The sequence below is a fragment of the Rhizobium leguminosarum genome (assembly GCF_002953715.1).
Classification (GTDB): domain Bacteria; phylum Pseudomonadota; class Alphaproteobacteria; order Rhizobiales; family Rhizobiaceae; genus Rhizobium; species Rhizobium leguminosarum_V.
This window is the reverse complement of sequence record NZ_CP025017.1, coordinates 129,166-155,005: the sequence shown is the minus strand read 5'-3', so window position 1 is coordinate 155,005 and position 25,840 is coordinate 129,166. Positions and strand designations below refer to the sequence as shown.

The 25,840-nt window shown below is 60.3% G+C and carries 27 protein-coding genes; 8 read left to right on the top strand and 19 right to left on the bottom strand.

From position 1 onward, the window contains the following. The first annotated feature begins 178 nt into the window (after positions 1 to 178). Positions 179 to 763 (top strand): cysteine hydrolase family protein, encoded by a 585-nt coding sequence (locus CUJ84_RS37210; protein WP_105010412.1) that lies wholly within the window; start codon positions 179 to 181, stop codon positions 761 to 763. Positions 764 to 953: 190 nt separating this feature from the next. On the opposite strand, the gene speB is transcribed toward CUJ84_RS37210, so the two are convergent. Beyond that, the gene (speB, locus tag CUJ84_RS37205) at positions 954 to 2,009 is read right to left on the bottom strand and encodes an agmatinase (RefSeq protein WP_105010507.1); all 1,056 of its coding nucleotides are present in this window, start codon (positions 2,007 to 2,009) and stop codon (positions 954 to 956) included. A 96-nt stretch (positions 2,010 to 2,105) separates the two neighbouring features. On the opposite strand from speB, the gene CUJ84_RS37200 reads away from it, so the two are divergent. Continuing rightward, on the top strand, positions 2,106 to 3,269 hold the full coding sequence (locus tag CUJ84_RS37200; RefSeq protein ID WP_105010411.1) for an aminotransferase: 1,164 nt from the start codon (positions 2,106 to 2,108) through the stop codon (positions 3,267 to 3,269). Here CUJ84_RS37200 and CUJ84_RS37195 read toward each other — a convergent pair. From CUJ84_RS37195 to hutC, 4 genes are all read right to left on the bottom strand, one after another. After that, positions 3,246 to 3,785 carry a flavin reductase family protein gene (locus tag CUJ84_RS37195; RefSeq protein WP_105010410.1) on the bottom strand — a complete coding sequence of 180 codons (540 nt, stop codon included), beginning with the start codon at positions 3,783 to 3,785 and terminating at the stop codon, positions 3,246 to 3,248. The genes CUJ84_RS37200 and CUJ84_RS37195 overlap by 24 nt on opposite strands. Then, on the bottom strand, positions 3,782 to 5,137 hold the full coding sequence (locus CUJ84_RS37190; RefSeq protein WP_105010409.1) for an LLM class flavin-dependent oxidoreductase: 1,356 nt from the start codon (positions 5,135 to 5,137) through the stop codon (positions 3,782 to 3,784). Before CUJ84_RS37190 ends, CUJ84_RS37195 begins: the two co-directional genes overlap by 4 nt. Positions 5,138 to 5,355: 218 nt before the next feature. Then, the gene (locus CUJ84_RS37180; protein ID WP_105010407.1) at positions 5,356 to 6,288 is read right to left on the bottom strand and encodes a LysR family transcriptional regulator; all 933 of its coding nucleotides are present in this window, start codon (positions 6,286 to 6,288) and stop codon (positions 5,356 to 5,358) included. A gap of 30 nt (positions 6,289 to 6,318) precedes the next feature. Further along, positions 6,319 to 7,026 carry a histidine utilization repressor gene (gene hutC / locus CUJ84_RS37175; RefSeq protein ID WP_105010406.1) on the bottom strand — a complete coding sequence of 236 codons (708 nt, stop codon included), beginning with the start codon at positions 7,024 to 7,026 and terminating at the stop codon, positions 6,319 to 6,321. 226 nt (positions 7,027 to 7,252) lie between these two features. On the opposite strand from hutC, the gene CUJ84_RS37170 reads away from it, so the two are divergent. From CUJ84_RS37170 to CUJ84_RS37155, 4 genes are all read left to right on the top strand, one after another. Then, entirely contained in the window at positions 7,253 to 8,080 is an 828-nt protein-coding gene (locus tag CUJ84_RS37170) for a transporter substrate-binding domain-containing protein (protein ID WP_105010506.1), read from the top strand. Between the two features lie 98 nt (positions 8,081 to 8,178). Beyond that, positions 8,179 to 8,820 (top strand): amino acid ABC transporter permease, encoded by a 642-nt coding sequence (locus tag CUJ84_RS37165; RefSeq protein WP_105010405.1) that lies wholly within the window; start codon positions 8,179 to 8,181, stop codon positions 8,818 to 8,820. Continuing rightward, positions 8,817 to 9,485 carry an amino acid ABC transporter permease gene (locus CUJ84_RS37160; RefSeq protein WP_027688696.1) on the top strand — a complete coding sequence of 223 codons (669 nt, stop codon included), beginning with the start codon at positions 8,817 to 8,819 and terminating at the stop codon, positions 9,483 to 9,485. Before CUJ84_RS37165 ends, CUJ84_RS37160 begins: the two co-directional genes overlap by 4 nt. Next, the gene (locus CUJ84_RS37155) at positions 9,482 to 10,273 is read left to right on the top strand and encodes an amino acid ABC transporter ATP-binding protein (RefSeq protein WP_105010404.1); all 792 of its coding nucleotides are present in this window, start codon (positions 9,482 to 9,484) and stop codon (positions 10,271 to 10,273) included. Before CUJ84_RS37160 ends, CUJ84_RS37155 begins: the two co-directional genes overlap by 4 nt. 51 nt (positions 10,274 to 10,324) lie before the next feature. Here the strand turns inward: CUJ84_RS37155 and CUJ84_RS37150 are convergent, their stop codons facing one another. From CUJ84_RS37150 to CUJ84_RS37110, 9 genes are read right to left on the bottom strand one after another with little or no spacing between them, the layout of a single operon-like run. Next, entirely contained in the window at positions 10,325 to 10,678 is a 354-nt protein-coding gene (locus tag CUJ84_RS37150) for a cupin domain-containing protein (RefSeq protein WP_105010403.1), read from the bottom strand. Then, a complete protein-coding gene (locus tag CUJ84_RS37145; RefSeq protein ID WP_105010402.1) occupies positions 10,671 to 11,339 on the bottom strand; it encodes a cysteine hydrolase family protein in 669 nt (222 codons plus the stop codon). Before CUJ84_RS37145 ends, CUJ84_RS37150 begins: the two co-directional genes overlap by 8 nt. Beyond that, a complete protein-coding gene (locus tag CUJ84_RS37140) occupies positions 11,339 to 12,889 on the bottom strand; it encodes an ABC transporter ATP-binding protein (protein ID WP_105010401.1) in 1,551 nt (516 codons plus the stop codon). Before CUJ84_RS37140 ends, CUJ84_RS37145 begins: the two co-directional genes overlap by 1 nt. Before the next feature lies 1 nt (position 12,890). Further along, on the bottom strand, positions 12,891 to 13,946 hold the full coding sequence (gene atzD / locus CUJ84_RS37135) for a cyanuric acid amidohydrolase (RefSeq protein ID WP_105010400.1): 1,056 nt from the start codon (positions 13,944 to 13,946) through the stop codon (positions 12,891 to 12,893). After that, the gene (biuH, locus tag CUJ84_RS37130; RefSeq protein WP_041935977.1) at positions 13,946 to 14,647 is read right to left on the bottom strand and encodes a biuret amidohydrolase; all 702 of its coding nucleotides are present in this window, start codon (positions 14,645 to 14,647) and stop codon (positions 13,946 to 13,948) included. Before biuH ends, atzD begins: the two co-directional genes overlap by 1 nt. A gap of 11 nt (positions 14,648 to 14,658) precedes the next feature. Beyond that, positions 14,659 to 15,675, bottom strand: a complete 1,017-nt coding sequence (locus CUJ84_RS37125) for a formamidase (protein ID WP_105010399.1) — start codon at positions 15,673 to 15,675, stop codon at positions 14,659 to 14,661. Positions 15,676 to 15,687: 12 nt separating this feature from the next. Beyond that, positions 15,688 to 16,614: an ABC transporter permease gene (locus CUJ84_RS37120; RefSeq protein ID WP_017997633.1), complete on the bottom strand. Its 927-nt coding sequence runs from the start codon at positions 16,612 to 16,614 to the stop codon at positions 15,688 to 15,690. Then, positions 16,614 to 17,741: an ABC transporter permease gene (locus CUJ84_RS37115; RefSeq protein WP_105010398.1), complete on the bottom strand. Its 1,128-nt coding sequence runs from the start codon at positions 17,739 to 17,741 to the stop codon at positions 16,614 to 16,616. Before CUJ84_RS37115 ends, CUJ84_RS37120 begins: the two co-directional genes overlap by 1 nt. Positions 17,742 to 17,760: 19 nt before the next feature. Further along, positions 17,761 to 18,888, bottom strand: coding sequence for a BMP family ABC transporter substrate-binding protein (locus CUJ84_RS37110; protein WP_105010397.1), 1,128 nt, complete (start codon positions 18,886 to 18,888; stop codon positions 17,761 to 17,763). Positions 18,889 to 19,226: 338 nt separating this feature from the next. On the opposite strand from CUJ84_RS37110, the gene CUJ84_RS37100 reads away from it, so the two are divergent. Beyond that, positions 19,227 to 19,901, top strand: a complete 675-nt coding sequence (locus tag CUJ84_RS37100; protein ID WP_027683086.1) for a GntR family transcriptional regulator — start codon at positions 19,227 to 19,229, stop codon at positions 19,899 to 19,901. Positions 19,902 to 19,992: 91 nt separating this feature from the next. Here the strand turns inward: CUJ84_RS37100 and CUJ84_RS37095 are convergent, their stop codons facing one another. The 5 genes from CUJ84_RS37095 to CUJ84_RS37075 all read right to left on the bottom strand — a co-directional run bounded on the left by CUJ84_RS37095 (position 19,993) and on the right by CUJ84_RS37075 (position 25,184). Then, the gene (locus CUJ84_RS37095; RefSeq protein WP_105010396.1) at positions 19,993 to 20,790 is read right to left on the bottom strand and encodes an ABC transporter ATP-binding protein; all 798 of its coding nucleotides are present in this window, start codon (positions 20,788 to 20,790) and stop codon (positions 19,993 to 19,995) included. Positions 20,791 to 20,801: 11 nt separating this feature from the next. Continuing rightward, complete coding sequence (ntrB, locus tag CUJ84_RS37090) at positions 20,802 to 21,695, bottom strand: nitrate ABC transporter permease (protein WP_105010395.1); 894 nt, start codon at positions 21,693 to 21,695, stop codon at positions 20,802 to 20,804. A 58-nt stretch (positions 21,696 to 21,753) separates the two neighbouring features. After that, positions 21,754 to 23,067, bottom strand: a complete 1,314-nt coding sequence (locus tag CUJ84_RS37085; RefSeq protein ID WP_105010394.1) for a CmpA/NrtA family ABC transporter substrate-binding protein — start codon at positions 23,065 to 23,067, stop codon at positions 21,754 to 21,756. 468 nt (positions 23,068 to 23,535) lie between these two features. Further along, positions 23,536 to 24,540: an inorganic phosphate transporter gene (locus CUJ84_RS37080; RefSeq protein ID WP_027683090.1), complete on the bottom strand. Its 1,005-nt coding sequence runs from the start codon at positions 24,538 to 24,540 to the stop codon at positions 23,536 to 23,538. Beyond that, complete coding sequence (locus CUJ84_RS37075; RefSeq protein ID WP_027683091.1) at positions 24,540 to 25,184, bottom strand: DUF47 domain-containing protein; 645 nt, start codon at positions 25,182 to 25,184, stop codon at positions 24,540 to 24,542. The genes CUJ84_RS37080 and CUJ84_RS37075 overlap by 1 nt, the downstream gene beginning before the upstream one ends. Before the next feature lie 96 nt (positions 25,185 to 25,280). Here CUJ84_RS37075 and CUJ84_RS37070 point away from each other — a divergent pair, with 96 nt between their 5' ends. Further along, complete coding sequence (locus CUJ84_RS37070; protein ID WP_105010393.1) at positions 25,281 to 25,814, top strand: NUDIX hydrolase; 534 nt, start codon at positions 25,281 to 25,283, stop codon at positions 25,812 to 25,814. The last annotated feature ends 26 nt before the right edge of the window (positions 25,815 to 25,840 follow it).

Genomic DNA, 25,840 nt, shown 5'->3' with positions numbered 1-25,840 from the left:
GATCTTCCGCTAGAGCATGATGCCGAAAAGTGTGAGCGGTTTTCGGACGACATCATGCTCTAACTATATAATGTAGAACAGGATTCGGATTTTAGGCCGACCCGGCCTAAAATCATCCTGTTCTAGGAACTTTCGCCGCGCGCGGCGGTTGACGCCCGAAGACCGAGTGGAGGATGTGATGGGCGAAGTCGGGGAGTGGCGGCACCTTTGCGTCGACATGCAGCGGATGTTTGCCGAAGACACGCCGTGGCACGTTCCCTGGATGGCACGGATCTCTCCCCAGATCGAAGAGCTGGCCGGGCGACATCCCTCCCGAACGATCTTTACCCGCTTCCTGCCACCCGAGCATGCCGACGACATGCCGGGGAAATGGCGGGATTATTACCGGAAATGGTGGATGATGACGGGCGAACATCTTCCGCGCGGCTTCATCGATCTCGCCCCATCGCTGGCGTCGTTGGTTCCGCCGGCAAGGCACTTCGACAAAAGCACCTATTCGCCTTGGATCGACGGCCGCCTTCATCCGACCCTTCAGTCGGAGCGGGTCGATACGCTTGTGATAACGGGCGGTGAAACGGATGTCTGCGTGCTTGCCACGACGCTCGGCGCAATCGATCTCGGCTATCGTGTCATCGTGCTGAATGACGCCGTCTGCAGCGGCGCCGACGATACGCATGACGCGTCACTGGAACTTCTGCACGATCGGTTTTCCGTGCAGCTCGAACTCATGGACACCGAAGAGTTTTTGAGGTGCGTTGGCTAGAACGCTTGGCGTGACGATGAAGGCTTCGCCGCAATACTGCTCATTGCCCCACCGACAGTGGCTGCATGACGGGAGGCGTCGGTGGCGACGACCATGGGCGCGATATTCCCTGCCTCCATCATTGCTAGGCTACGAATGATATGATCTTGGCCCATCGGGCCAATTGCCACAGATGACCGAGAGGTCGGCTCTAGCGCTTGCCGATCGATGGACTAAACACCATGAGGCTCAGGACCTCAAAGAGCACCTGTGCTGCGGCGTGCGCCGTGTTGGTCGTTGTGTCATATTGCGGAGCCACTTCGACGACGTCCCCACCCACCAGGTTGATCCCTTTCAGCCCACGGATCAGTTCAAGGACTTCACGTGTGGTCAATCCACCGACCTCGGGCGTGCCCGTGCCGGGCGCAAAGCTCGGATCGAGGCTGTCGACGTCGAAGGAAAGATAGGTCGGGCCGTCGCCGACGATGGATTTTGCCTTGGCAACGACGGCAGGAATCCCCATTCCGCTGATGTCCTCTGCGTGGATCACGGTCATTCCCGACGCATAGGAGAATTCCCACAAATATTCCGCCGAACCACGGATGCCAATCTGGATCGTCCTTGTCGGATCGAGCACGCCGTCCAGCACCGCATTGCGGAACGGCCCACCGTGATGAAACTTCGTCTGATCGAAAGCGCCGCTTGTATCGCAATGGGCATCAATATGAATGAGGCCTACCGGTTGCTGCCGACCGACGGCCTTCAATATCGGGTGGCTGATGGAATGATCGCCTCCGACGGAAAGCGGGGCCACGCCGGCATCGACGATCTGGCCGATGCGCCTTTCGATGTCGTCATGGCTGAGTTCCAGCCGGTAACGGCTTTGGAACGATATGTCGCCGATATCGGCGACCCGAAGATCGAAGACCGGCGCCGTGGCGAGAACGTGATTGTACGGGCCGATCCTTTCAATGGCGCGAAGTGCCCTCGGTCCGAAACGCGAGCCTGGGCGATTGGTGACGCCAAGATCCATGGGGATTCCGGTAATCGCAACCTGGAGATTGCCGAAATCCGGATCATCGGCCGCGACCTGCATGTAGGGTGCGCTGAGGAAGGTCGGCACTCCGGCATAGGGCGCCAGTCTCGTGCCGCTCTTGGAGATGATCTTCTCCGCTACTTTGCGAAACTTCTCATCGAATATCTCGCCGCCATTGGCGTCTGCAAATTCTGCGCGCAGCTGTTCCAGCCGCGTTTTGTCCCACACCATGCGCATGTGTCTCCGCTTCAGGTCCGTCTCGTCAGACAAAGAGGTTGAGAAAACAATTGGTATCGTTGTAGCAATCGGTATCAAAGAGAAATCGATATGATCGCTGCAAAACCCAATTCCCTCGTTGCCCGCCTCTCTGCCCCGCCCATCCCTTCCGTCGTCGCCTGGAGCCGCGAATACAAAGGAGAAAAAGGGCCGCTCATCGATTTGTCGCAAGCCGTGCCCGGCTATCCCGCGCATCCGGAGATGCTTCGGCTTCTTGCCGAGGCAGCCGGACAACAGGCGATGACGGGATACGGGCCGATCGAGGGCGAACCTCTGTTGCGCAAGACCTACGCGGCTCACGTTGCCGGGCTTTACGGCACCGACCTTTCCGCCGGCAATATCCATATCACCGCCGGCTGCAATCAGGCGTTCATGTGCGTAGCGATCGCGCTTGCGGGCGCCGGCGATACCGTAGCGCTCACCAATCCCTTCTATTTCAATCACGACACGACGCTGTCGATGCTGGGAATCGGGCGTCGATTGGTCGATTGCGACGCTGCCGGCGGCTTTCTTCCCGGTCTGAGTTCAGCCGAGGCTGCACTTGCAGCCGGCGCGAAGATGCTTGCCGTCGTCACACCCAACAATCCCACCGGGGCCGTGTATCCGCCGAGCCTGCTGCATGAGCTTTTTGTGCTCTGCCGGAAATATGGCGCCTGGCTGATCCTCGATGAAACCTATCGCGATTTCCTCGGCGAGGATTACGGACGGCCGCACTCACTCCTCTCAGAGCCGGGCTGGGAAGACACGCTCGTTCTTCTCTACAGCTTCTCGAAATCCTTCTGCATTCCCGGTCACAGGCTGGGTGCAATCACGGCAGGGCCAAAACTCATCGCCGAGATCGCCAAGGTGATGGACAATATGCAGATCTGCGCACCGCGCTCGCCTCAGATCGCCGTTGCATCGGCGATCCCGGCGCTCGCCGAGTGGCGAGCCGGCAACCAGTTGGAGATCGCCCGCCGGGCTCACGCGTTGAGGCAGGCCTTTTCCGGGTTGCCGGATTGGGAGATAGGAGCGATCGGCGCCTATTTCGCCTTTATCCGCCATCCCGACGCCGATCGATCGTCTTCAGAGGTTGCCGAAAAACTCGCCAAAGAATCCGGCGTCGTCTGTTTGCCCGGCGCCTATTTCGGCGAAGGCCAGGAGCGTTACCTCAGACTTGCATTTGCCAATGCGGATGTCGCCTCGATAGGGCTATTGTCTGAGCGCCTTCGTTAGGCCGCTGCGATCAACCTCCGCCGGAAGTTCACGATAGCCGCCGCGCCAGTAAAGCAGCGGCCCTATGTCCTGCCGGATTTCGATCGCGCAGATATGCCCGACCAAAATGGCGTGGGAATGATAGTGGAATGCGGTTTCGAGTTTGCAGTCCAGCACCGTCAGGGCCTTTTCAAGGGCGGCCGCGCCGGTCTTGAGGCGATACCATCCTGCATCGCCATAGCGCTCAGCGCCCTTTTGCCCGTCAAGACCGGCAAAGGATTGCGCCACCTGCTGCTGGTCGGCGGCGAGCACGTTGACGCAGAAGCAGCCGTACCGCTGCAGCGCCGGCCATGAGGAAGACGCCCGGTTGACGCTGACGATGATGGACGGCAACTCGGCCGAAAGCGAGGAGACCGACGTTGCCGTGAAGCCGGTGCGCTCTTGCCCGTCGCCGACCGTAATCACGCTGACGGCACCCGCCAGATGACGCATCGAAAGCTTGAAGTCCGCCTCGCTGATCAAAGCCTCGACACTCATCGGGCTGGCTCATTCGTTTTGGCAAAGCGATTGACAGGCATTGAAAGACCGAGGTTTTCACGCAAAGTCTTGCCCTCGTATTCCTCGCGGAACAATCCGCGGCGGCGAAGCTCGGGCAGGACAAGCCGCACGAAATCGTCGAGGCTGGACGGCAAGGTCGGGAACATCAGGATGAAGCCGTCGGCGGCGCGCGTCTCGAACCATTCTTCCATGAAGTCGGCGATCTGGGCCGGCGTGCCTGTCATGCCATTTCCGGTATGCTTCTCGGCATAATGCCGGATGAGTTCGCCGACGGTGCGGCCGCTTCTGACGAAATCGACCAGTTCGTCGAACAAGGCGCGTGATCCCTTTGGCGCTGCCGGCAGCCGATCCATGGGGAAAGGCTTGTCGAGCGCCACGTCGCGCAGGTCCGCTTCCAGAAATTCGGAGAGCATCAGCCGGCCGACATCCGGATGCATCTTGTCGATCAGATAGTCGACCTTCGCCTTTGCCTCGGCTTCAGTTTCACCGACGTTGATCACGATACCCGGCATGATTTTCAGATCGTCCGGATCGCGCCCATGGGCCGGCATCCGGCTCTTGACGTTTTCGTAGAAGGTCCGGTTTCGGTCGATATTCGATGCCAGGCTGAAGACGATCTCCGCCGTGCGTGCCGCCATGTCCATTCCGGGTTCCGAACCGCCCGCCTGGGCGATGACAGGACGGCCCTGGGGCGTTCGCGCGATGTTGAGGGGTCCGCGAACCTGGAAGTGCTTGCCTTTGTGATTGAGCGTGTGATGTTTGTCCTTGTCGTAGTAGACACCGTTTTCACGATCGAGAAGCAGTGCGCCATCCTCGAAGCTGTCCCAAAGACCGAACACGACATCGACGAATTCGTTGCCGCGCTCGTAGCGCAGCGTATGCGGATCGAGCCCCTCGCGGTTGAAGTTGTAGCCGGTTTCGTCGTGATCGGAGGTGACGACATTCCAGCAGACGCGCCCCTTGCTCAGATGGTCAATCGAGGCGAACAGACGCGCGACATTGTATGGCTCGTAATAACTCGTCGACACCGTCGCCACCAGACCGAGATCGTTGGTGGTGACCGCCAGAGCCGAGAGCAGCGAGAGGGGTTCGAAACGGTTCATCTTTGTGGGAATGCGGGCAAGCGCTTTTGGGTCGCCGACGGCGGCGGCAGGAGAATCCGCCATAAACATGAAATCGAACTTGGCCGCCTCGGATCGTTTGGCGACATCGAGCAGATGAGCGAAGTCGTTGGCACCGTTGACGTCACTTGCCGGATGCAGCCAGGAGGCAGGATGAAAGCCGAACGTATAGACGAAAGTCCCGAGTTTCATCTTGTCGGTCCGCGCCATTGGGCTCTCCTGCCATTGTCAGCCATGCCGCCCCTTTGAAGACGACTGCGCAAATTATCGCCAGGCGAAAATTTTCATCAATATCGCGTAGCTGAGTTCCGTTTTAGTTTTTCTAAAGTGTTGACTTACAGCGCCGCGCGTCTTTTCTGACGCGCAAAGGACGCTGTAACATTTCTGAATCGATGCATAATTTCTCAAATCGATTCCGATTTGAGAAATTAGGCAGCAGGAGCCGATGCCGAAGCCTGCTGACGGGAAATGGTAATGAGCCAATCGCGGAATTCGCGCCCGTGGGGTTTCTGCAAGGCAGCACGGTCCCAGGCGAGAAAATAGCTTTCACGCAGTGCAATGCGCATGTCGACCGGAATGACGAGCGTTTGCGCCTCAAGCTCATCTGATATCATCGACATTTGTGCGAGCACGACGCCGCGCTTGTTGACGGCTGCGTCAATTGCACTGCTCGACAGGGTGAAGGAAAGGCCCGGCGTCGACGCATCGAAGGAGACACCGGCCTTGGCGGCAAATTCCGCCCAGCTGGGGTAGGGCGTGAAGTGCCGTTCCCACTCGACGTGGAGGAGCGGCTGTTCGAAAAGATCGCGAGCTGCATGCGCGCCATCCTGCATCAGCGCCGGCGAACAGGCAGGCACCACCCAATCGCGAAACAGTTCGGTATAATGTTCATGCTGGAGGACGTCCGACCCGTAGCTGACGCGAAAATCGACATCGTCGAAGCCGATGCGGGGCTCTTTGTCGCGTCCGATAATCCTCACTGGAACTTCGGGATGAAGCGCCTGCCAGTCGAAGATGCGCCTGCCGATCCATTTGTTGACGACGGAGGAAAGCGCACTGAGCACCAACGCCGTCTCGTTGCGCGCCTTTTCCAACAGTCGCTGGGCGAGCGCAAATTGCTCGAACCCCTTCGATATCTCCTGATGGTAGAGCCGGCCCCAGGCGGTCAGCTCGACGGTTCGTCCGCTGCGCTCCAGAAGCGAAACTCCAAGAAAGCTTTCGATCTTGCGAATCTGCTGGCTGATGGCCCCCGGCGAAACCTTTAGCTCCAATGCCGCGGCCGTCACGCCGCCGCAGCGCCCCACCGCCTCGAACGCCTGCAAACTTTTCAGCGGGATCGCCTTGAGGCGCTCATCGGTCACTTGCAGAACCTCTCGTGATTTGCGTCGAACTCAATTTGCTGCCGGATGAAACGTCCCCGCAAACTGGAACCGGTCGCCTGGATGGGTAAACTCGACATAGGTCACCGTGCGGCCGTTCTGCCAGGTCTGGCGGATGAGGCTAAGGCAGGCCTCGCCGCGTTCCGTCTGTAGGATCCGCGCCGTCGTGGTGTCGGCCGAGACAGCGCGAATGACATGTTTGGCCTTGGACCAGGGAACCTCGTCAAGCAGCCATTTGCCGGGCGGAATTGAAGCAAAGCTCTCCTCTCTCGCCCGTGGGACAGCATCGAGCATGATGATCCGCCGCTCGATGGCATTCGGTCTGCCATCGACGATATGCAGGCATTGAAGCCTGAGGACTTCTGCATCGGCAGGCTCCGACAGCTGCTGCGCCTCCGCCTCTCCAAGGCGCTCGATCTTGCGGGCGAGGATTTCGAAGCGGTGTTCGTGCCCGGCCAGTTCCGCTTCGGTGCTGATATCCTGGATATCCATCACCGTGCGGTCGATCTGGGGCGATGCGACAAACGAACCTGTCTTGCGCCGTCTGACGATCATGCCGCGCTCGGCCAGCGCCGACAGCGCCTTGCTGACTGTCATCCGCGAGCATCGATATTCCGCCGCGAGTTCGTGTTCGACGGGAATACGGTCGCCGGGCCGCCAATCGCCGCTGATGATCTTCGTCTCGACATCGGTGAAAATACGTTGATAAATCGACACCAAGCCCGCACCTCATCCGGCGTCAACGACATAAATTCCGGAACGGTCATGCCAGCGAGATCGACGCCACCCGGCACAAATTTTGCGTTCCTCGTCTTTTACATTGACACTCTAGGCCAGCCTATATCTATTTGTATAGTCAAAAGCGGAGCATAGAAATCCGCGCAGAGGAAATCGAAGTCGGGAACCAAAACTCCTCCGCCGGGGGAACAAAACTGGAGAGATGATCATGAAAGCAAATTCACTGCTGAAGGGTCTGGTCGGCGCTGCGTTCCTGCTCGGAGCAGCCGTTTCCGCCCATGCAGCCGACACGCTGGCCGCCGTCAAGGCAGCCGGCACCCTCAAGGTTGGCACCGAAACGGCTTTCGCACCGTTCGACTATATCGATGCCGGTGAACATACCGGCTTGAACGTCGACCTCTTTGCCGAGATCGGCAAGGAACTCGGCGTCAAGATCGAGTGGGTGGCCCTTCCTTGGGATGGCGTCTTCCCCGCGCTCGAGGCCGGCAAGTTCGATGTCGTTGCAGGTCCTGCAACGATCACCAAGAAGCGCTTGGAGCGCTATCGCTTCACGCCGCCGATCGCCGAAGCGACGATTGCCATTCTGAAGAAGGCTGGCGACACGACGATCAGCAAGCCGGAAGATATTGCCGGCAAGACGATCGGCGTCGGCAAAGCAACTGCCCAGCTCGACCAGCTGAAGGAATTCTCCGGCACGCTGCCGACCAAAGTCGACGTGCGCGAATATCCAGCCTTTACCGAATCCTACGCCGATCTCGCCGCCGGCCGTATTGCCGGCGTTGCCAACTCGCTGCCGAATATCGCCTTCGTCGCCAGCCAGCGAAAAGGCACGTTCGAAGTCGTTCTGCCGCCATTCGGCAAGAAGTCCTATTTTGGCTTCATCGGCCTCAAGGATGCCGATCATGCGCCCCTGATGGATGCAATCGATGCCGCGATGCTCAAGATCAAGGCAGACGGGCGTATGGCGGAGCTGCAAAAGAAGTGGTTCGGTGCGTCTTTCGATACGCCTGATGCTGTCAAGGATCCGGCATTCTGATTAGCCGCCGGTGAAACGAACGCGCCCCGCCATCAATCGGGGCGCAATCCGCCGTGGGATCAGAGTTCACGGCCGCAGCGCCCAGGCAAGCACCGCCCATGTCCATCAAGCTATTCGAACTGCTTCTGCAAGCCTCGATCTACACGGTGACGATCAGCGTGGTTTCCATCCTGATCGGCTTTGCGATCGCGATCGTCATTTCAGCCATGCTGCTCTCACGGCAACGGCTTTTCGTGCTGCCGGCGCAGATTTTCATCAGTTTCTTTCGTGGTGCACCGCTGCTGGTCCAGCTGTTGCTGATCTACAATCTGCTGCCGGTGATCGGCATCAACGTGCCGAGCATCGTTGCCGCCGTCGTTGGCCTGTCCTTGTGTACTGCAGCCTATCAGGCTGAAAATCTGCGCGGTGGTTTTGCCAGCGTTCCCGTGGGCCTGGTCGAATCTGCCGAAATGGTCGGCATGACTCCCATTCAGATCTTCCGCCGTATCAGGGCGCCGATCGCCCTGCGCCTGACTTTCCCGGCGCTCGTCAACGAAGCGATCCTTATTCTGAAGGCGTCTTCGCTGGTCTCCGTCGTCGGAATCGTCGAGCTGACACGCATGGCTCAGGACCTTGCCGGCAGCACCTTCCTGCCGCTCGAGATTTTCGCGTCCGCGGGCCTGATCTATCTCATCATCAATTGGATCGTTGCCCTTGCGGGCGGCCTGATCGAACGCTCCCTGCCAGGAGTGCCGCGATGACCTTCGATACCAATGTGATTTTCAGCAACTTGCCGGAGATCCTCAACGGTGCGTGGGTCACCATCCTCATCTGGATCGTCACCACTCTTGCCGCTGCAGTATTGGGTTTCCTTGTCGCTGTCGCGCGACGTTTTGGAGGCGTGCTGCTGGACAGGGCGTTCGGCGTTGTCATCGCAGTGCTGCGCGGCACGCCTTTCCTGATTCAGATATTCCTCGTCTATTATGGCGGCCCCTTCGTCGGATTGTCGCTCGATCCGATCCCGGCCGGCATCGTCGGCCTTTCCATCTACGGCGCGGCTTATTTCAGTGAGATATTCCGCTCGGGCTTTGCCGCCGTCCCCAAGGGACATATCGAGGCCGGCCTGTGCGTCGGCCTGACACAAGGGCAGATCATCCGGCGCATATTGCTGCCGGAGATGACCATGCTGGTGTTGCCGCCTTCGGTCAACATGACGATCATCCTCATGAAGGAGACGGCCGTTCTGTCCATCATCACCGTGCCGGAGTTGACGGCGACACTCAGCGCCATCGGCTCTCAGCAATATGCTTTCGTCGAGGCGCTCTTCGTCCTTGCGCTATTTTATTGGGTACTGGTCGAAATCACCGGCTGGCTCGGCCATCTCGCCGAAACGAAACTCACCAGATTCAGGTTTTTCAACATATGAGCGTTCCTGCGATCGCAGTCAAAAATCTCGTCAAGACGTTCGGCGGTTCCACCGTGCTGCACGGCATCGACCTCGAAATCGAGCAGGGACAAGTTTCCTGCGTCATCGGGCCCTCGGGATCCGGCAAGAGTACGCTGTTGCGCTGCATGGCGTTTCTGGAGGAATCGACGAAGGGTACGATTGCCGTCAACGGCGAGGTGCTTGGCTTTGCGGAAAATGCCAAGGGTGTCCGTGAGCGGGTGCCGGCGGCGGTGAACCGGCAGATTCGATCGCAGATCGGGATGGTCTTTCAGCAGTTCAATCTCTGGCCGCATATGACGGCGCTCGGCAATGTCAGCGAGGCGCTGAAGACGGTTCACAAGATGAGCCGCAAGGATGCGGAAGAGCGGGCCATGGCCCAGCTCGTCAAGGTCGGCCTGGAGGGCAGGGCCGGGCACTATCCGTCGCAGCTCTCGGGAGGGCAGCAGCAGCGCGTTGCCATCGCCCGCGCCCTTGCTCTGAGCCCGAAGATCATGCTGTTTGACGAGCCGACCTCGTCACTCGATCCCGAGCTGACCGGCGAAGTGCTCAATGTCATGCGCGATCTCGCCGCCGAGGGCATGACGATGGTCGTCGTCTCCCACGAGATCGGATTTGCCGCGACGGTCGGCCAGCAGATCATCTTTCTCGATCACGGCAAGGTGCTGTTCACCGGCCCGCCGCAGGACGTCTTCAAACGACCGAGAAACCCCCGCCTCGAACAATTCCTGGACACCTATATCGATCGCGGGGCCTCGATGCTGCTGTGAAATTCATGTCCTTCCAGATCGTCGGGCATACCTCCAAGGCCGACGTCGGGTTCACGCAATTTCATCTTCGAGTATTTTCACGGGCCGGTCCCACTGGATGAGCACGACACAGCCGGTATCACTCCAGACCGAGTGTTCGCTGCCCGGCGCATTGACGATATAACTGCCGCTGATGTAATCGCCCGTCTCGTCGGATTGTACGCCGTCGAGCACCAGGATGGTCTCGAGCCCCTCGTGGCGATGACGGGGAACGGAGGCGCCAGGCTCATATTTCAGCAGCGCCGCACCCGGCTGATCGCCCTCGAAGGGGCGGATCCAGTGAATGGTGACGGCATCGCGGAAAGGGCCGAATTCCAGCTCCTTCCAGCCGCCTGACGTCAGGCGTTCGCGGGTCGTTTCAGGCATGGGCGATACTTTCCAGAATGTCGTCGACATGCGCGGTCCAGCCGACGATCGCGCCCTGGGCGCGGATCATGGCGATGGCTGCGGCTTTGAATTCGGGGAAATAGCTTTCCGTCGCCTCCTCGGCGAGAAGGCATTCATAGCCGCGGTCGTTTGCTTCGCGCATCGTCGTCTGCACGCAGACTTCGGTGGTGACACCGGCAAAGACGAGCTGCTTGATGCCCTTCTCTTGCAGCACGGCGCCGAGTTCGGTGGCGTAGAAAGCGCCCTTGCCGGGTTTTTCGATGACGACTTCACCCTTCACAGGAGCGAGTTCCGGCAGGATTGCCGTGCCGGGTTCGCCGGAGATCAGGATGCGGCCCATCGGGCCTTCGTCGCCGATCCTGAGCGACGGATTGCCACGGTCGCGTTTGGCCGGCGGCAGATCGGAAAGGTCCGGCCGGTGGCACTCCATCGTATGGATCACAGGCAGGCCGGCATTGCGGAAGCCCTGGATCAGGCGTTTGACATCGGGCACGATCCTGGTAATGCGGCTGACATCATTGCCAAGGCTTGCACCGAAGCCGCCGGGCTCGGCGAAATCACGCTGCATGTCGATGACGATGAGGGCGAGCTCATCGTGCTTCACCGGAAAGGCGAAAGGTTCGGCTTTGATCTTCGCCATCAATGATGCCCCGCCATGTGGGCGCCGATCACACCAATATCGGCCGAGCGCGCCGGTGTCTCGTAGACCAGCTTGCCTTCCGAAATGACCATGATGCGGTCGGACATCTCGAGCAATTCGTCGAGGTCTTCGGAAAGCAGCAGTACGGCGGCACCCAAATTGCGTGCTTTCATGATGCGGGCGCGGATTTCGGCAACGGCCGAAAAATCGAGACCGAAACAGGGGTTCGAGACGATCAGCAGATCGACATCGCCGGTCAGTTCGCGGGCGAGCACCGCCCGCTGCACGTTGCCGCCCGAAAGCGCTGCGATCGGCGAGGAGGAAGAGGCCGTCTTGACCTTGAAGTCGGAGATCAGCGCCGAGGCACGCTTCTTCATGCTGCCCTTGTTCAGCCAGATCGCGTCCTTGCCGTCCGACTTCAAGTCGAAGGTGCGAAACGCAAGGTTCTCACTCACGGTCATTTTCGGCGCGCAGGCATTCTGCAACGGTTCTTCGGGGATGAAACGCACCCTGTTCTTGCGGGTTTCATCGCGGGTGGCGCCGTAAGCCTCGCCATTGACCGTGACCTGGCCGCTATCCGTCGGGCGCTGGCCGGCGAGAATTTCGGTCAGCTCCTTCTGGCCGTTGCCCGATATGCCGGCAATGCCGACGATCTCGCCGGAGCGGACCGTCAGCGTGTCGATCTCGATCGTCTTCAGGCCGGAGCGATCCGGGGCCTTCACCTGGCTGACGGTCAGCACGGGTCTTGCCGCTTCCGCCACCGGCAGACGGCTGTCGAGCTCGGCGAGTTTGACGTCGCCGATCATCATCGCCGCCATCTCGGCGGTGGAGAGCTCGCCAACCTTGCCGGTGCCGACCAGCTTGCCGCGCCGCAGGATCGAGACGGCATCAGCGAACTTCGTCACCTCGTGGAACTTGTGGGAAATCATCAGTACCGTGAGCTCGCCGCGCCCGGTCATTCCGCGCACGATGCCGAGCATCTCATCGGCTTCGGCGGGCGTCAGCACCGAGGTCGGCTCGTCGAGGACGAGGAAGGAACGGCCGAGATAGAGCTGCTTGACGATTTCGAGCTTCTGCTTTTCGCCGGCCGCGAGCTCGCTCACCGGCCTGTCAAGCGGGATCTTGAACGGCATGCGCTCCATGAAATCCGCCAGATCCTTGCGTTCCCTGGCCCAGTTGATCACCGCAGGCACTTCGGTGCGGCTGATAACCAGGTTTTCCGCACCGGTCAGAGAGGGAACCAGTGTGAAATGCTGGTAGACCATGCCGAGCCCATAGGCCGCGGCATCCTTGGGTGAGGCGACCGCCACCTCGCGGCCGTCGACCGACAGCGAGCCTGACGTTGCGTGATAGAAGCCCATGATGCATTTGACGAGTGTCGACTTGCCGGCGCCGTTTTCGCCGAGAAGCGCGTGAAAAGACCCGGCCGGAACGGCGATCGAGACGTTGTCGAGCGCGGTGAAGCTGCCGAAACGCATGGTCATATCGAGCGTCTCGATGCCGACGGCCTTGCCGGCTTGCGGAAGGGGCGTGTCGCGGACTGTGCTCACTTCATTGCTCCTTTTCGACGATGATGGCGACGGGACCGCCGCCGGGCGGACCCTGGTGTTCGGCGCCGCCGGACACATAGAGATCGGTAATGCCGAAGATGCCGGCGAGAACGCCGCCGACGAAGGCACGGGCATGGCGGGTGCCTGCAATATCCGAGTCATCGAGCATCGTGTGGCGCCTGCCGTCGATCCTGCCGGACGGGTCCGGCTCGGCCTTGGCGAGAACCGCCGCCAGCCGGCTGTTTTCCGGCAGGCGTTCGCGGGCTTTCCTGACGGAATGCGCGTCGATCGCATCCCGCATGACCGCGTGGTCGATCGACAGCGGACCGGACCATTTTGCGCTCATGCCGAGGACGATGATTTCGTGATCGGTGAGTTCGACCCCGGACGAGGTTGAGGCGCAGCGGGAAAAGAGATCGAAACGTGTGCAGATGTCGGCATCGTCGATCGATGTCGCATCTATCTCGCCGAGTGCCACGGCGACGCCGAGAGCCGAAGCGCCGCGCGAGAGGCCCATGGATTTCAGCGTGTCGTGGGTTGCGACCGTCCTGCCTGCTGCCTCGGCCTCGGCAATCCGGCGCGAGGTGAGCAGCGGACACTTGATCTGCACGAAATGGACATCGGCGGGATCATCGATGCCGGCATCCCTCATCGCGGACTTCACGCCTTCGGCAACGAGCAGGATCTGTTCCCGGCGCCCGAGATGTTCGGGGGGCAGCGCGGGGGTACGCGACACACCAATGGCCAGCGCCCGTTCGCCCGGGGTTTCTACGGTTTCACGCGCAAAAACCGTCCAATGCGGCGAGAGCGCCCCCTCGGTGCCGCCGGACATGATGATCGAGACGCCGTCGACGCCATATCTACTGAACAATGTCTCGAAGCTGCGGGTGGCATAACCGCGGGTAAAATCATTAACGCAGCCGTTGCCTTCCGTCTTGCCGAGAACGGCGACGACGTTGTTCGCCTGAAGGCCGCTGGCAAAGAGCGCCTCGACGCCGGCAACGTCATCGGGGCCGTCGGCTGGCACGCGAAAGACATGGGCACGCAATGACGGCATCAGGGCAGCGCCTCGACTAGAGCCGCGGAATTGGAGACCGAGCCGAAGACGCCGCCCTGCATCTTCACCATCTTGATCGCGGCGAGGTGGTTTCCGTAGTCGGTCGCACCGCAGCAGTCCTCCAGAAGCAGGCATTCGTAGCCGCGGTCGTTTGCCTCGCGCATCGTCGTCGAAACGCAGACATCGGTGGTGATCCCCGTGAGGATAATGTTCTCGATGCGCTTCTGGTTGAGGATGAGTTCGAGGTCGGTGGCGCAGAACGAACCCTTGCCGGGCTTGTCGATGATCGTCTCGCCTTCGATCGGGTAGAGTTCGGGGATGATGTCCCAGCCGGGTTCGCCACGCGTCAGGATGCGGCCGCAGGGGCCGGCATCACCGATGCCGGCGCCGATCCGCTGCGAGCGCCAGCGTTTGTTGGCCGGCAGATCGGCGAGGTCGGGGCGGTGGCCCTCGCGGGTGTGGATGATGTGGTAGCCCTTGGCCCGCATGGCGGCAAGCACGCGTTTGATGGGTTCGATCGGCGCCTGCACCAGCGACAGGTCGTAACCCATGTGGTCGACATAGCCGCCCTTGCCGCAGAAATCCGTCTGCATGTCGATGATGATGAGGGCAGTGTTATCAGGCCTCAGGGCGCCGTTATAGGGCCACGGATACGGATCGGCGTCGATAAAATGCCCGTTGGTTTCGACCATTGCGTCCATCATTCTCTCTCCTATTCCGCGGCAGGTTTGAGGGGTTCGCCGTAACGGCGCATCGGCTTGTCAAATCCGCAGGACGTACCGTCCTTGACCTTTATCTCGTCTTCCCATGGCAGGCGGTATTTGCCGGCGACAAGGTCGTGCATGTAGGTGTAGGGCGCATCCTGCGCGCCGCCGGCAACGGCGACATAGCCGCGATGACCGAACTGGTAGATATTGTTCTCCACGCCCCAGCCGAGCCGGGCCTCGCGCACCAGGTCAGGACGCACCTCGGCTGTGATGATCTCGTTGACGCGGCCGGAGGTGCCGTGGGCGATGATCGTGCCGTCGAAATTGCAGATCATGCCTTCACCCATGGAATCGAACGTTCCGTCCGAACCGCACATGCAGACATTCGCGGTGATCATCAGGTTGCAGAAGGCGTTGGCCTGGTTGGTGAAGCGCCAGGCATCGCGGATCGGCGCCGTGTAGCCGGCTGTGCGGATCATGATTTCGGCGCCCTTATAAGCGCATTCGCGCGCCATCTCCGGGAACATGCCGTCATGACAGATGATCAGCGCGAGCTTGGCGCCCCGCGGGCCCTCGATGACAGGGATGCCAAGATCGCCGGGCTCCCACGGCTCGACGGGGATCCAGGGATGCATCTTGCGGTAATAGAGCTTCAACTCGCCCTGATCGTCGATGACGATGCCGGAATTGTAGGGCATGCCGCCAGGGTTCAGCTCCATGATCGAGAAGCAGCCCCAGATCCGGTTGTCCCTGCAGGCCTGCCTGAAGGCCGCGACCTCCGGCCCGTCGAGCGTGCACATGATCTCCGGATTGATGTCCATGGAAAGGCCATGCAGCGCGTATTCGGGAAAGACGACGAGGTCCATGCCCGGCTGGTTGCGCCGCGCTTTGGCCACCAGATCGACGATCACCTGCGTCTGTTTTGCCAAGTCCGCTTTGGTGACGGTCACCGGCAGCTGGAGCTGCACCAGGCCGATACCGATGCCGTGTTCGGATTTGTTGAGACCGCCAAGGCCGTTCATCGGAAGGCTCCGTTATTTCGTGAGCGATAGCGCACCCGGCGCACCGGCGAGCGAGCGGGTGGGCGAGGAGGTGGCGATCAGGATGATGAGGGTGAGCACGTAAGGCGCGGCGTAAAAAAGGTAGTAGCCTTGCGTGACGCCGACCGATTGCAGCGCCGGGCCGAGCGCGCCAGCACCGCCGAAAAGCAGGGCAGCGAGAAAGCAGCCGATCGGATTCCAGCGAGCGAAGATGACGAGAGCCACCGCCATCAGGCCTTGACCCGACGAGATGCCTTCGTTCCAGGAGCCCGGATAGTAGAGCGAGAGATAGGCGCCGCCGATTGCCGCCAGCGAACCGCCCACTGCCGTTGCCAGCAAGCGAACCCGGTCCGGATGGATGCCCATGGCCCGGGCCGCGTCGGTGCTGTCGCCGACGACGCGCAGGATCAGGCCGATGCGGGTGTTCTTGAAGGCCCAGAACAGGAAGAGGGCAAGTGCCGCGCCGATGAAGAACAGCACGTTGATATTGAGCGCCGCCTGGACCTGCGGAGTGCTCGACCAGCCGCCGAGCGGGATCGAGGGCAGTTTCGGGGCCACCGGCTGGATGAAGGATTTGCCGAGGAAAAACGCCATGCCGAGACCGAACTGCATCATGGCAATGCCGATGGCGATGTCGTTGACCTTGGGGAATTTGCAGATCCAGCCGTGAATGAGGCCGAAGGTCGCGCCCGCCACCATTGCGGCCAGCACGCCGAGGGTCGGGGAACCAGTCATGACGGCCACCGCATAGGCCGTCATGGCGCCGAAGACGAGCGTGCCTTCGAGGCCAAGATTGATGCGGCCGGAGCGTTCGGTGATCGTCTCGCCGAGGCTGACGAAGATGAAGGGGGTGGAAACGCGGATGGCGCCGGCGAAGATCGCCAGCGGCACGCCCCAGATGCCGATGCCTGTCTCTTCCATCAGAGGCTCCTTTTCCAGAGGTCGGGATTGAAGATCTTGAAGCGGCCGTAGAAGGTCTCGCAGAAGAGAATGACGATGAAGAGCGTCCCCTGCAGCACCAGAACGGTCGCATCCGGCAGGCCCATGCGCCGCTGGATGAGGCCGCCCGAGGCGTCGATGCCACCGAGCAGGATCGCGACCGGAATGATCGCCAGCGGATTGTGCCTGGCGAGGAAGGCGACGAGGATACCGGTATAACCGTAGCCGGCGGCAAGCGAGGCGTTGGCACTTCCCTGCACCGCCGCCACTTCGATCATGCCCGCCAGACCGGCAAAGCTGCCGGCAAGCGCCGTAAATCCGGCAATCAGCTTGCCGACCGGCAGTCCCTGGATCTGCGCGGCGCGCACGTTGCCGCCGGCGATGCGGGCGGCAAAACCATAGCTCGTCGCCTCGATCACGATCCAGGAGATCATGCAGGCGAGGATGCCGATGACGAGGCCCCAATGTACGTCCATGCCGGGAATATTGCCGAGCATGTAGTCCGCCGGCAGCGGCCTGGTCGACGGCTTGTTGAGGCTTGCAGGATCGCGCAGCACCCCTTCGACGAACTGGTTCATCAGGGCGATGGCGATATAGGAGAGCAGCAGCGATGAAATGGTTTCATTGACGCCGCGATAGTGCCGCAGGAAACCGGCAAGGCCGATCCAGATGCCGCCGACCACCATGGCAGCGATTGCCATCAGAATGAGAGTGAGGAAAACAGGCGCGGTGCCGGCGAGCGGCAGAGCCATGGCTGCGGCGGCAACGCCGCCCAGCACGACCGCTCCTTCCCCGCCGATGATGACGAGGCCGAGACGGGCGGGCAGGGCGACGCAGAGTGCCGTCAGGAGAAGGGGTGCGGCACGACTTAAGCTGTTCTGCACCGAAAACCAGCTGCCGAAGCCGCCGGTATACATCAGTTGGAAGAGGGTGGCCGGCGACTTGCCGACCGCCACGATGAAGAGGGAGAAGAGCGCAAGACCGATCAGGATGGCCGCGAGGCCGATGACAACAGGCTCGGCTCGCCTCGCGATCCATTCGAGGACGGGGCGCAGCGAAGCCGGTTTTTCCACGATGGCTATTGCGGGATCATTGGCCTCTATGGTCATGGCGCTTCTCCCTTCGCGTTTACGCTGTGGACCCGACGACGCCCTCGACCAGATAATTCATGCTCTCGAGCTCGATCGCGTCTTCGGCGTAGCTCTTGTCGGCAGCCACGACAGTGTCGCCCTTATTGTCCTTCAACGGACCCTTGAAGACCGAGAAGCCGCCCTTCATCATCTCCGCCTGCGTGGTTTCGAAGGTCTTGCGGCCCTCCGCGGACACGGCGGGGCCGAGCGCGCTCATCTTCACGAAGCCGTCCTTCAGGCCGCCGCGCACGAAGTTGCCGAGCTTTTCGCCGGCCTGCGCCTTCTTGACGAAATCGCTATAGACGTTGCCCCAGGCCCACTCGGCGCCGGTGAGGTACTTTTCAGGAGCAAGCGGGCTCTGGTTGGCGTGATAGCCGCAGACGAAGGCACCGCGGCCGGCAGCCGTCTCGACGACCACTTTGGGGCTGTCGACGTGGCAGGTGATGACGTCGGCGCCCTGGTCGACCAGGGCATTGGTGGCTTCGGCCTCCTTGACGGCAAGCGACCATTCGCCGGTGAAGATCACCTGGCAGGTGATACCAGGATCGACCGTGCGCGCGCCGAGCAGGAAGGCGTTGATATTCTGCAGAACCTGCGGGATCGGCTTGGCGGCGACGAAGCCGATCTTCTTGCTCTTCGTCGCATGGCCGGCGGCGATGCCGTTCAGATACTGGCCCTGGAAGATATAGCCGAAATAGGAGCCCGTATTGGCCGGGTTCTTGCTTTCCTGCCAGAGACCGCCGCAGTGCCGGAACTGGATGTCGGGATGTTTAGCAGCCACGGCCAGCATGTGTGGGTCGAAGTAGCCGAAGGAGGTCGGAAAGAGCAGGGTCGCGCCGTCCAGGTTGATCATGGATTCCATCGTCTTCTGGACGTCGACGGTTTCCGGCACATTCTCCTCTTCGACCAGCGTCACGCCCGGTAGCGCCTTGATAACGGCCGCACCTTCCGCATGCGCCTGGTTGTAGCCGTAGTCGTCCTTGGGGCCGACATAGATGAAGCCGACGGTCAGCGCGGTTTGGGCTGCGGCGGAGGAGCCGATCAGGCCGGGCATGGCGCCGGCGAGTGCACCGGCAGCGGAAGCATGGAGAAAATTGCGGCGGTTCATGGAAAGGAGTTTGGTCATCGGAATGCTCCTTGCGGCGCTGGGCCGGTTGTGAACAGGTACAGAAAAGTGCATGCAATGCATGTGCCAGAAATTAATCTATTGTTTTTTATAGTTTATCTGTCACGATAAGATTTGCGTATTGCAAAGTGCATGCAGATTGATCGAATCTTTGCGCAAAAAATAATCAATAGATATTTATTGTTCATTGTGACTGCGTGATTGGCATAAAGTCGGATTGCCTGAGGTTCTCGTGCATCAGAAAGCGAAAATTTAACAATATCTTCGCCACCAGATTTGACTTATCGAGTCTCGAACCGCATCTGTATGCAGAATGTTGACGTGAGCAGATTCGTATCGTGAAGCAGACTAGGCGCAGAGAAGTGATCCGTACCGGAACCACCGTCGAACAGATGGTGCGAGCGATTGCCGACATGATCGTCACGGGTGAAATCCTGCCCGGCGCGAAGTTGGACGAGGTGTCGCTCGCGGTTCGTTTCGACGTTTCGCGCACGCCGGTACGCGAGGCTCTGCGTGAGCTGGGCGCCATGGGATTGATTGCGCGCGAGCCAAACCGCAGTGCCGTCGTTACCAATGTCACCGAGGCTTATCTGCATTCGATGTTCGAAGCGATGGCCGAACTCGAAGCGATCTGCGCCAGGCTCTCGGCCGAGCGTATGACGGTCGACGAACGGCGCGCGCTGGAACTGGAGCATCGGGCATCGGTGAGGCTCGTGCATGCCGGCGCGGAAGAGGAATATTCGGCTCACAATACCGAATTTCACACCCGGCTTTATCGTGGCGCGCACAATGATCATGTCTTCGAGATGGTGACGCAGACGCGGGCGCGGCTCGCGCCCTTTCGGCGGGCGCAGTTCCGTCTGCCTGGACGTCTGGCAAAATCCTATGAGGAGCACGGCCGGATCGTGACCGCGATCATGCGCGCGGACGCCGCGGCCGCGGGGCAGGCGGCATATTCCCATGTGGAAATTGTCAGCGATGCCAGCGCGGTATTTGCGACGCCCGGGGAGTAAAGAGGGCGCAACGCCTAAAATCAGGCGCTGCCGGACCCGCCACGAAGACTAAAAATCACGGCCGGCAAATGCCGAGATTATTTCCCGGTTTCTACTCCGCCGCTTCGATGAAGCGGTGACGTTCATAGAGGAACTTCAACACGGCTTCACGGCATTTGAGATATGTCCGATCAGAGGCGAGTTCGATGCGATTGCGGGGACGGGACATGGTCACATCGAGCACTTCGCCGATGCGGGCCGCCGGGCCGTTGGTCATCATGACGATGCGATCGGACAGCAGCACCGCTTCGTCGACGTCATGGGTGATCATCACCATCGTATTGCCAAGCCGGGCGTGGATTTCCATTACCGCGTCCTGAAGATGGGCGCGGGTCAGCGCATCGAGCGCACCGAAGGGCTCGTCGAGCAGCAGGATCTTCGGCTCCATTGCAAGCGCGCGGGCAATGCCGACGCGCTGTTTCATGCCGCCTGAAATTTCCGAAGGCCGCTTATCCCTGGCATGCGCCATCTGCACGAGGTCGAGGTTGGCCATGACCCAGTCGTGCCGCTCGGCCTTGGTCTTCGTTCGGTTGAAGAGCTTGGAGACGGCGAGATTGACGTTCTCGTAGACCGTCAGCCAGGGCAGCAGCGAGTGGTTCTGGAAGACGACGGCGCGCTCCGGCCCCGGTCCGTTGACCTCACGGTTTTCAAGGAGCACGGCGCCCGCCGAAACCGGCGTCAGGCCGGCGATGAGGTTGAGGAGAGTGGACTTGCCGCAGCCCGAATGGCCGATGATCGAGACGAATTCGCCCTCGGAAATCGTCAGGTTGATATCCTTCAGGACCTCGGCGCGGACGCCGCCCCGATCGAAATGTTTGTCGATATGATCGAGCTTAAGATAGGCGTTCATAAATACCTTCCTCAGTTGGCCATGGCGCCGCGGGTGATGAGTTTGCCGAGCGCAGCCACCAGCTTGTCGAGAGCGAAGCCGACGATGCCGATATAGGCGAGCGCGACGATGATGTCCGAAAGGCGCGACGAGTTCCACGCGTCCCAGATGAAGAAGCCGATGCCGACGCCACCCGTCAGCATTTCGGCCGCGACGATGGCAAGCCAGGAGAGGCCGACGCCGATCCTGAGGCCGGTGAAGATGTAGGGCGCTGCCGAAGGCAGCATGATCTTCCAGAAAAACTCGAACTGGTTGAGGCGCAGCACCTCGGCGACATTGCGGTAATCCTGCGGGATATTGCGGACGCCGACGGCGGTGTTGATAATCACCGGCCAGATCGACGTGATGAAGATAACGAAGATCGCTGAGGGGTTGGAATCCTGGAATGCCGCGAGCGACAGCGGCAACCAGGCGAGCGGCGGAACCGTCCGCAGCACCTGGAAGATCGGATCGAGACCACGCATCGCCCAGACCGACTGGCCGATGATCGCGCCGACGATGACGCCGGCGACCGCGGCAAGGCCAAAGCCATAAACGACGCGCTGCAACGAAACGAGCACGCGCCAGCCGAGCCCGATATCCTGGGAGCCGTAGTTGAAAAACGGATAAGCGATCAGGTCAAAGCTATCCTGCCATACCCGATGCGGCGAGGGCAAAGACGCATCCGCCGATGAACAGAGCACCTGCCAGACGAGCAGGATAAGTGCCAGCACGACGACCGGCGGGACGACATTGCGAAGTGCGGTCAGTGCCGCTCGACGAAAATCGATCCGCGATCCGTGCTTGCCGGAAAATGGCAGAACCTTTGCCGCCGGCTTGGCAGAGGCGGTCATGGAGGGATTTTCTTTATTTGCCAGGGCGGACATCAACGCGCTCCTCACGTGAATGAAAGACCGGCGCGCCCGTCGCGCGCCGGCGGCGGGGTCAGGAGACAGCCTTGATCGAAAGGCTGTCGAGATAGGCGGAAGGATTTTCCGGGTCGAAGACCTTGCCGTCGAAGAAAGTCTCCTTGCCGCGAGAAGACGATGCGGGAATATCGGCCGCCGCGACGCCGAGATCCTTGGCGGCCTCGCGCCAGACGTCTTCGCGGTTTACCTGGTTGACCAGCGCCTTGATGTCGGTACTCGCCGGCAGATTCCCCCAGCGGATGTTCTCCGTCATGAACCAGGTATCGTGGCTCTTGAACGGGTAGGAGGCGCCGTCCTTCCAGAACTTCATATAGAGGTCGGTGGCCTTGACCTCGCGGCCGTTGCCATAATTGATGTCGCCCTTGAGGCGGCCGAGTACGTCCTTCGTCGGGACGTTGAACCATTGGCGCTTGCCGAGAATGTCAGCCATCTCCGCCTTGTTGTCCATGCTCTCGCACCACTGCTGAGCCTCCATGACAGCCATCAGCAGGGCCTTGGCAGCATTGGGATTCTTTTCGATCCATTCGGCGCGCAGTCCGAGCGCCTTTTCAGGATGACCCTTCCAGAGCTCACCGGTGGTGGCTGCGGTAAAGCCGATGCCCTGGTTGACGAGCTGCTCATTCCACGGTTCGCCCACACAGAAGACGTCCATGTTGCCGACCTTCATGTTGGCAACCATCTGCGGCGGCGGCACGACGATGGTCGAAACGTCCTTGTTCGGATCGATGCCGCCGGCGGCGAGCCAGTAGCGGATCCAGAGGTCATGGGTGCCGCCCGGGAAGGTCATGGCGGCCTTGATCTCCTTGCCCTCCGCCTTCTTTTTCTCGAATGCCGCCTTCAGCTTGGAGGAATCGAGCTGCACGCCGGTTTCGGCATATTCCTTGGCGACGGAAATGCCCTGACTGTCGAGGTTGAGGCGGGCGAGGATTGCCATCGGCACCGGCTTATTGTTCTGCGTGACCTTGCCGGTATGCATGAGATAGGGGAGCGGCGACAGGATATGGGCACCGTCGATTCCGTTTGCCGCGCCGCCCAGCACGAGATTGTCGCGGGTCGCACCCCAGGATGCCTGTTTGGCCACATCCGTTTCCGGAAGGCCATGCTTGTCGAAGAAGCCCTTTTCCTTGGCGATGATCAGCGGTGCGGAATCCGTGAGCGCGATAAAGCCGAGCTTGACACCTGTCACCTCAGGTCCTGCCCCAGCTGCGAAGGCGCCGGACGGAAAGGCGGTCTTGACGGCGCCGATGAGGGCAGCCGCTGCGGTCGTCTTGAGCATGCTGCGGCGGGTCATGCCGGTTGTTGAAATCCCAGTCTGCAAATTCTTTGTCATGCGCAGGTTCCCTCTGCTGGCTGAATTCGGACACAAAAAAACGCCGCCGGAATTTGCGTCCAGGGGATGAGAGAATCCCGGATTGCAAAGACCTTGCGACGTCGGTGTCTAATGTAGGCGCTTATGCCGCGCCTATCCGCACCAGTCGCCGTTGACCGATGCGTCTCAGAACCTGCAAGCAGCGTGCCAATTTCGAGAGGAATTGGTAACAGCATGAAGTAAAAGGAGAAATGGTAAGAATTAACGAATGCCTATTTCTTAGGCTTTTTATTTTCTGCTTCCGTTTTGTGCGATTGCTAACGTAGTCGCAGTCATGGGAGCGCTCTATTTGTGCAGTGCACGCAATATCGAAGCTGCGATGACGCAGAGGCCAGAATGGATTCTGCCCGCTTTATTCGTCGGTATTTGCCAGCGGCAAAGCTCAAAAGGGAAGGGCAAGTGTGGCGATTGCCTGGCCATCACCTCATTTCATCGCAGCAAAGATACGAGGCCGTAGAACGCGGCGGATATTGCTGCAGCCGCCGGCATCGTTACGATCCAGGCTATCACGATGTTGCCGGCCAATCCCCAGCGCACGGCTGAGACACGACGCGCCGCGCCCACTCCGACGATTGCTCCGGTGATGGTATGCGTCGTCGAAACGGGAATACCGAGCCACGTCGCTCCGAATAGTGTCAAGGCTCCGCCCGTCTCTGCGCAGAAACCTTGCATGGGGTTGAGCCGGGTGATCTTCGACCCCATGGTATGAACGATCCGCCATCCGCCAAAGAGCGTACCGAGAGCCATTGCCGACTGGCAGGAAATGACCACCCAGAAAGGCACGTAGAATGTCGGGCCGAGATATCCCTGGCTGAACAAGAGCACCGCGATGATGCCCATCGTCTTCTGCGCATCGTTTCCGCCGTGGCCAAGCGAATAAAGCGAAGCAGACACGAACTGCATGATGCGAAATGTGCGATCCACCGCAAACGGCGTTTGCCGGACGAATAGCCAGGAGACGGCGAGCACCAGCACCAGGGCAAGCAGGAAGCCGATGGCTGGCGAAAGAAAAATAGCACCGACGGTCTTTAGAAGGCCGTTCCAGACGATCGAGTTGAAGCCCACCTTTGCGAGACCGGCCCCCACCAGCCCGCCGACAAGCGCATGCGACGAGCTCGATGGAATCCCGAAAATCCAGGTGAGGATATTCCAAATGATGGCACCCATCAGTGCGGCGAAGATCACTTGAGGCGAAACGATCGCAGGATCGATGATGCCGGTCCCCAGCGTTTCGGCCACGTGCAGGCCGAAGAACAGGAATGCGATGAAATTGAAGAATGCCGCCCAGGCGACCGCATATTGCGGCCGCAGGACGCGGGTCGATACGATCGTGGCGATCGAATTGGCCGCATCATGCAGACCGTTGAGGAAGTCGAAGAACAGTGCGACAACGACCAGGCCGACCAGCAGCGGCAGAGCGAGGGAGGCATCCATCAGACGTTCTCGATGAGAATGCCGCTGATTTCGTTCGCGACATCCTCGAAGCGGTCGACGACTTTCTCCAGCTCTCCGTAGATCTCGCTTCCGATCATGTAGGCCATCGCATTGCCGGCGGCGCCATGACGCAGAAACAGGTCCTTCAAACCCTGGTCGTGGAGATCGTCGGAACGTCCCTCCACTCGGGTGACCTCCTCCGCGATGGCCGCGAGACGCTGCGCATTGGCTCCCAATCTGTCGAGGAGGGGTATCGCTTCCGCGACAAGGTTTGCCGCCTTGACGATTTCACTGCCCATCTCCTGCATGAGCGGATCGAAGCTGGATTGCTCGAACAAGCGGATCGTCTTGACTGTCTTGTGCATCATGTCGATCGCATCATCCATCGACTGAATGAGGTCCTTGATGTCACCTCGGTCGAAGGGCGTGATGAAGCTTCGTCGAACGGCAAGAAGAACGTCACGCGTGACGTCGTCCGCCTCGTTTTCCAATGCGACGATTCGTTCGCAGTTTTTCTCAACGTCATTGCCCTTCAGGAGTTGATCGAGGGCGTGCGCCGCGGCAACGACGGTCTTCGAGTGCTTGGAAAACATTTCAAAGAATCTGTCTTCCCGTGGCATCAGCTTGCGAAAAATGCTCATCATGCCTGGGAACCTTCCTCGTGCGGCCGATTGTCATAAATCTGTCATAAACACGCTCAGGCAATTGAAGCAACAAGCAAATTCGGCAACTCAATCGATATGACACCCAGCAAAAAAGGCAGCAAGCCTCGACCGGACAAGTCCCAGCCACTGCTGCGGCAGCTCGCTGCTGTTCCTGAAGTGCTGTTCGCTGGTGCATTCCGTCAACAATACGGCGCTATTTGCTTCCGTCACGGCACTGCCGGATCCGAGCTCGAAATCCTGGTGATCACGTCTCGCGAGAGCGCACGCTGGGTCATCCCGAAAGGATGGCCGATGAAAGGGAAAAAGCCTTTCGAAGCAGCAGCAATCGAGGCCTGGGAGGAGGCCGGCGTGCGCGGGGTGGTGAAGAAGAAGCCGGTTGGGCGCTATACTTATCTGAAAGAATTCGACAATGGCGATGTGGCGCCCTGTATCGTCGATATGTTTCAGATTGAAGTCACGGAAATCAGCGGCGATTTCAAGGAGCGGGGTCAGCGTATTCTCGAATGGGTCAGCCCGGACGAAGCGGCACGACGCGTTCGCGAGATCGAACTCAAGTCGCTACTCGTCCAATTTGAGGCGCGCGGTCGCAAGAAACGCGATCGCGGCTGACCGCGGGCTTTTTCGCCGGCGCGTTA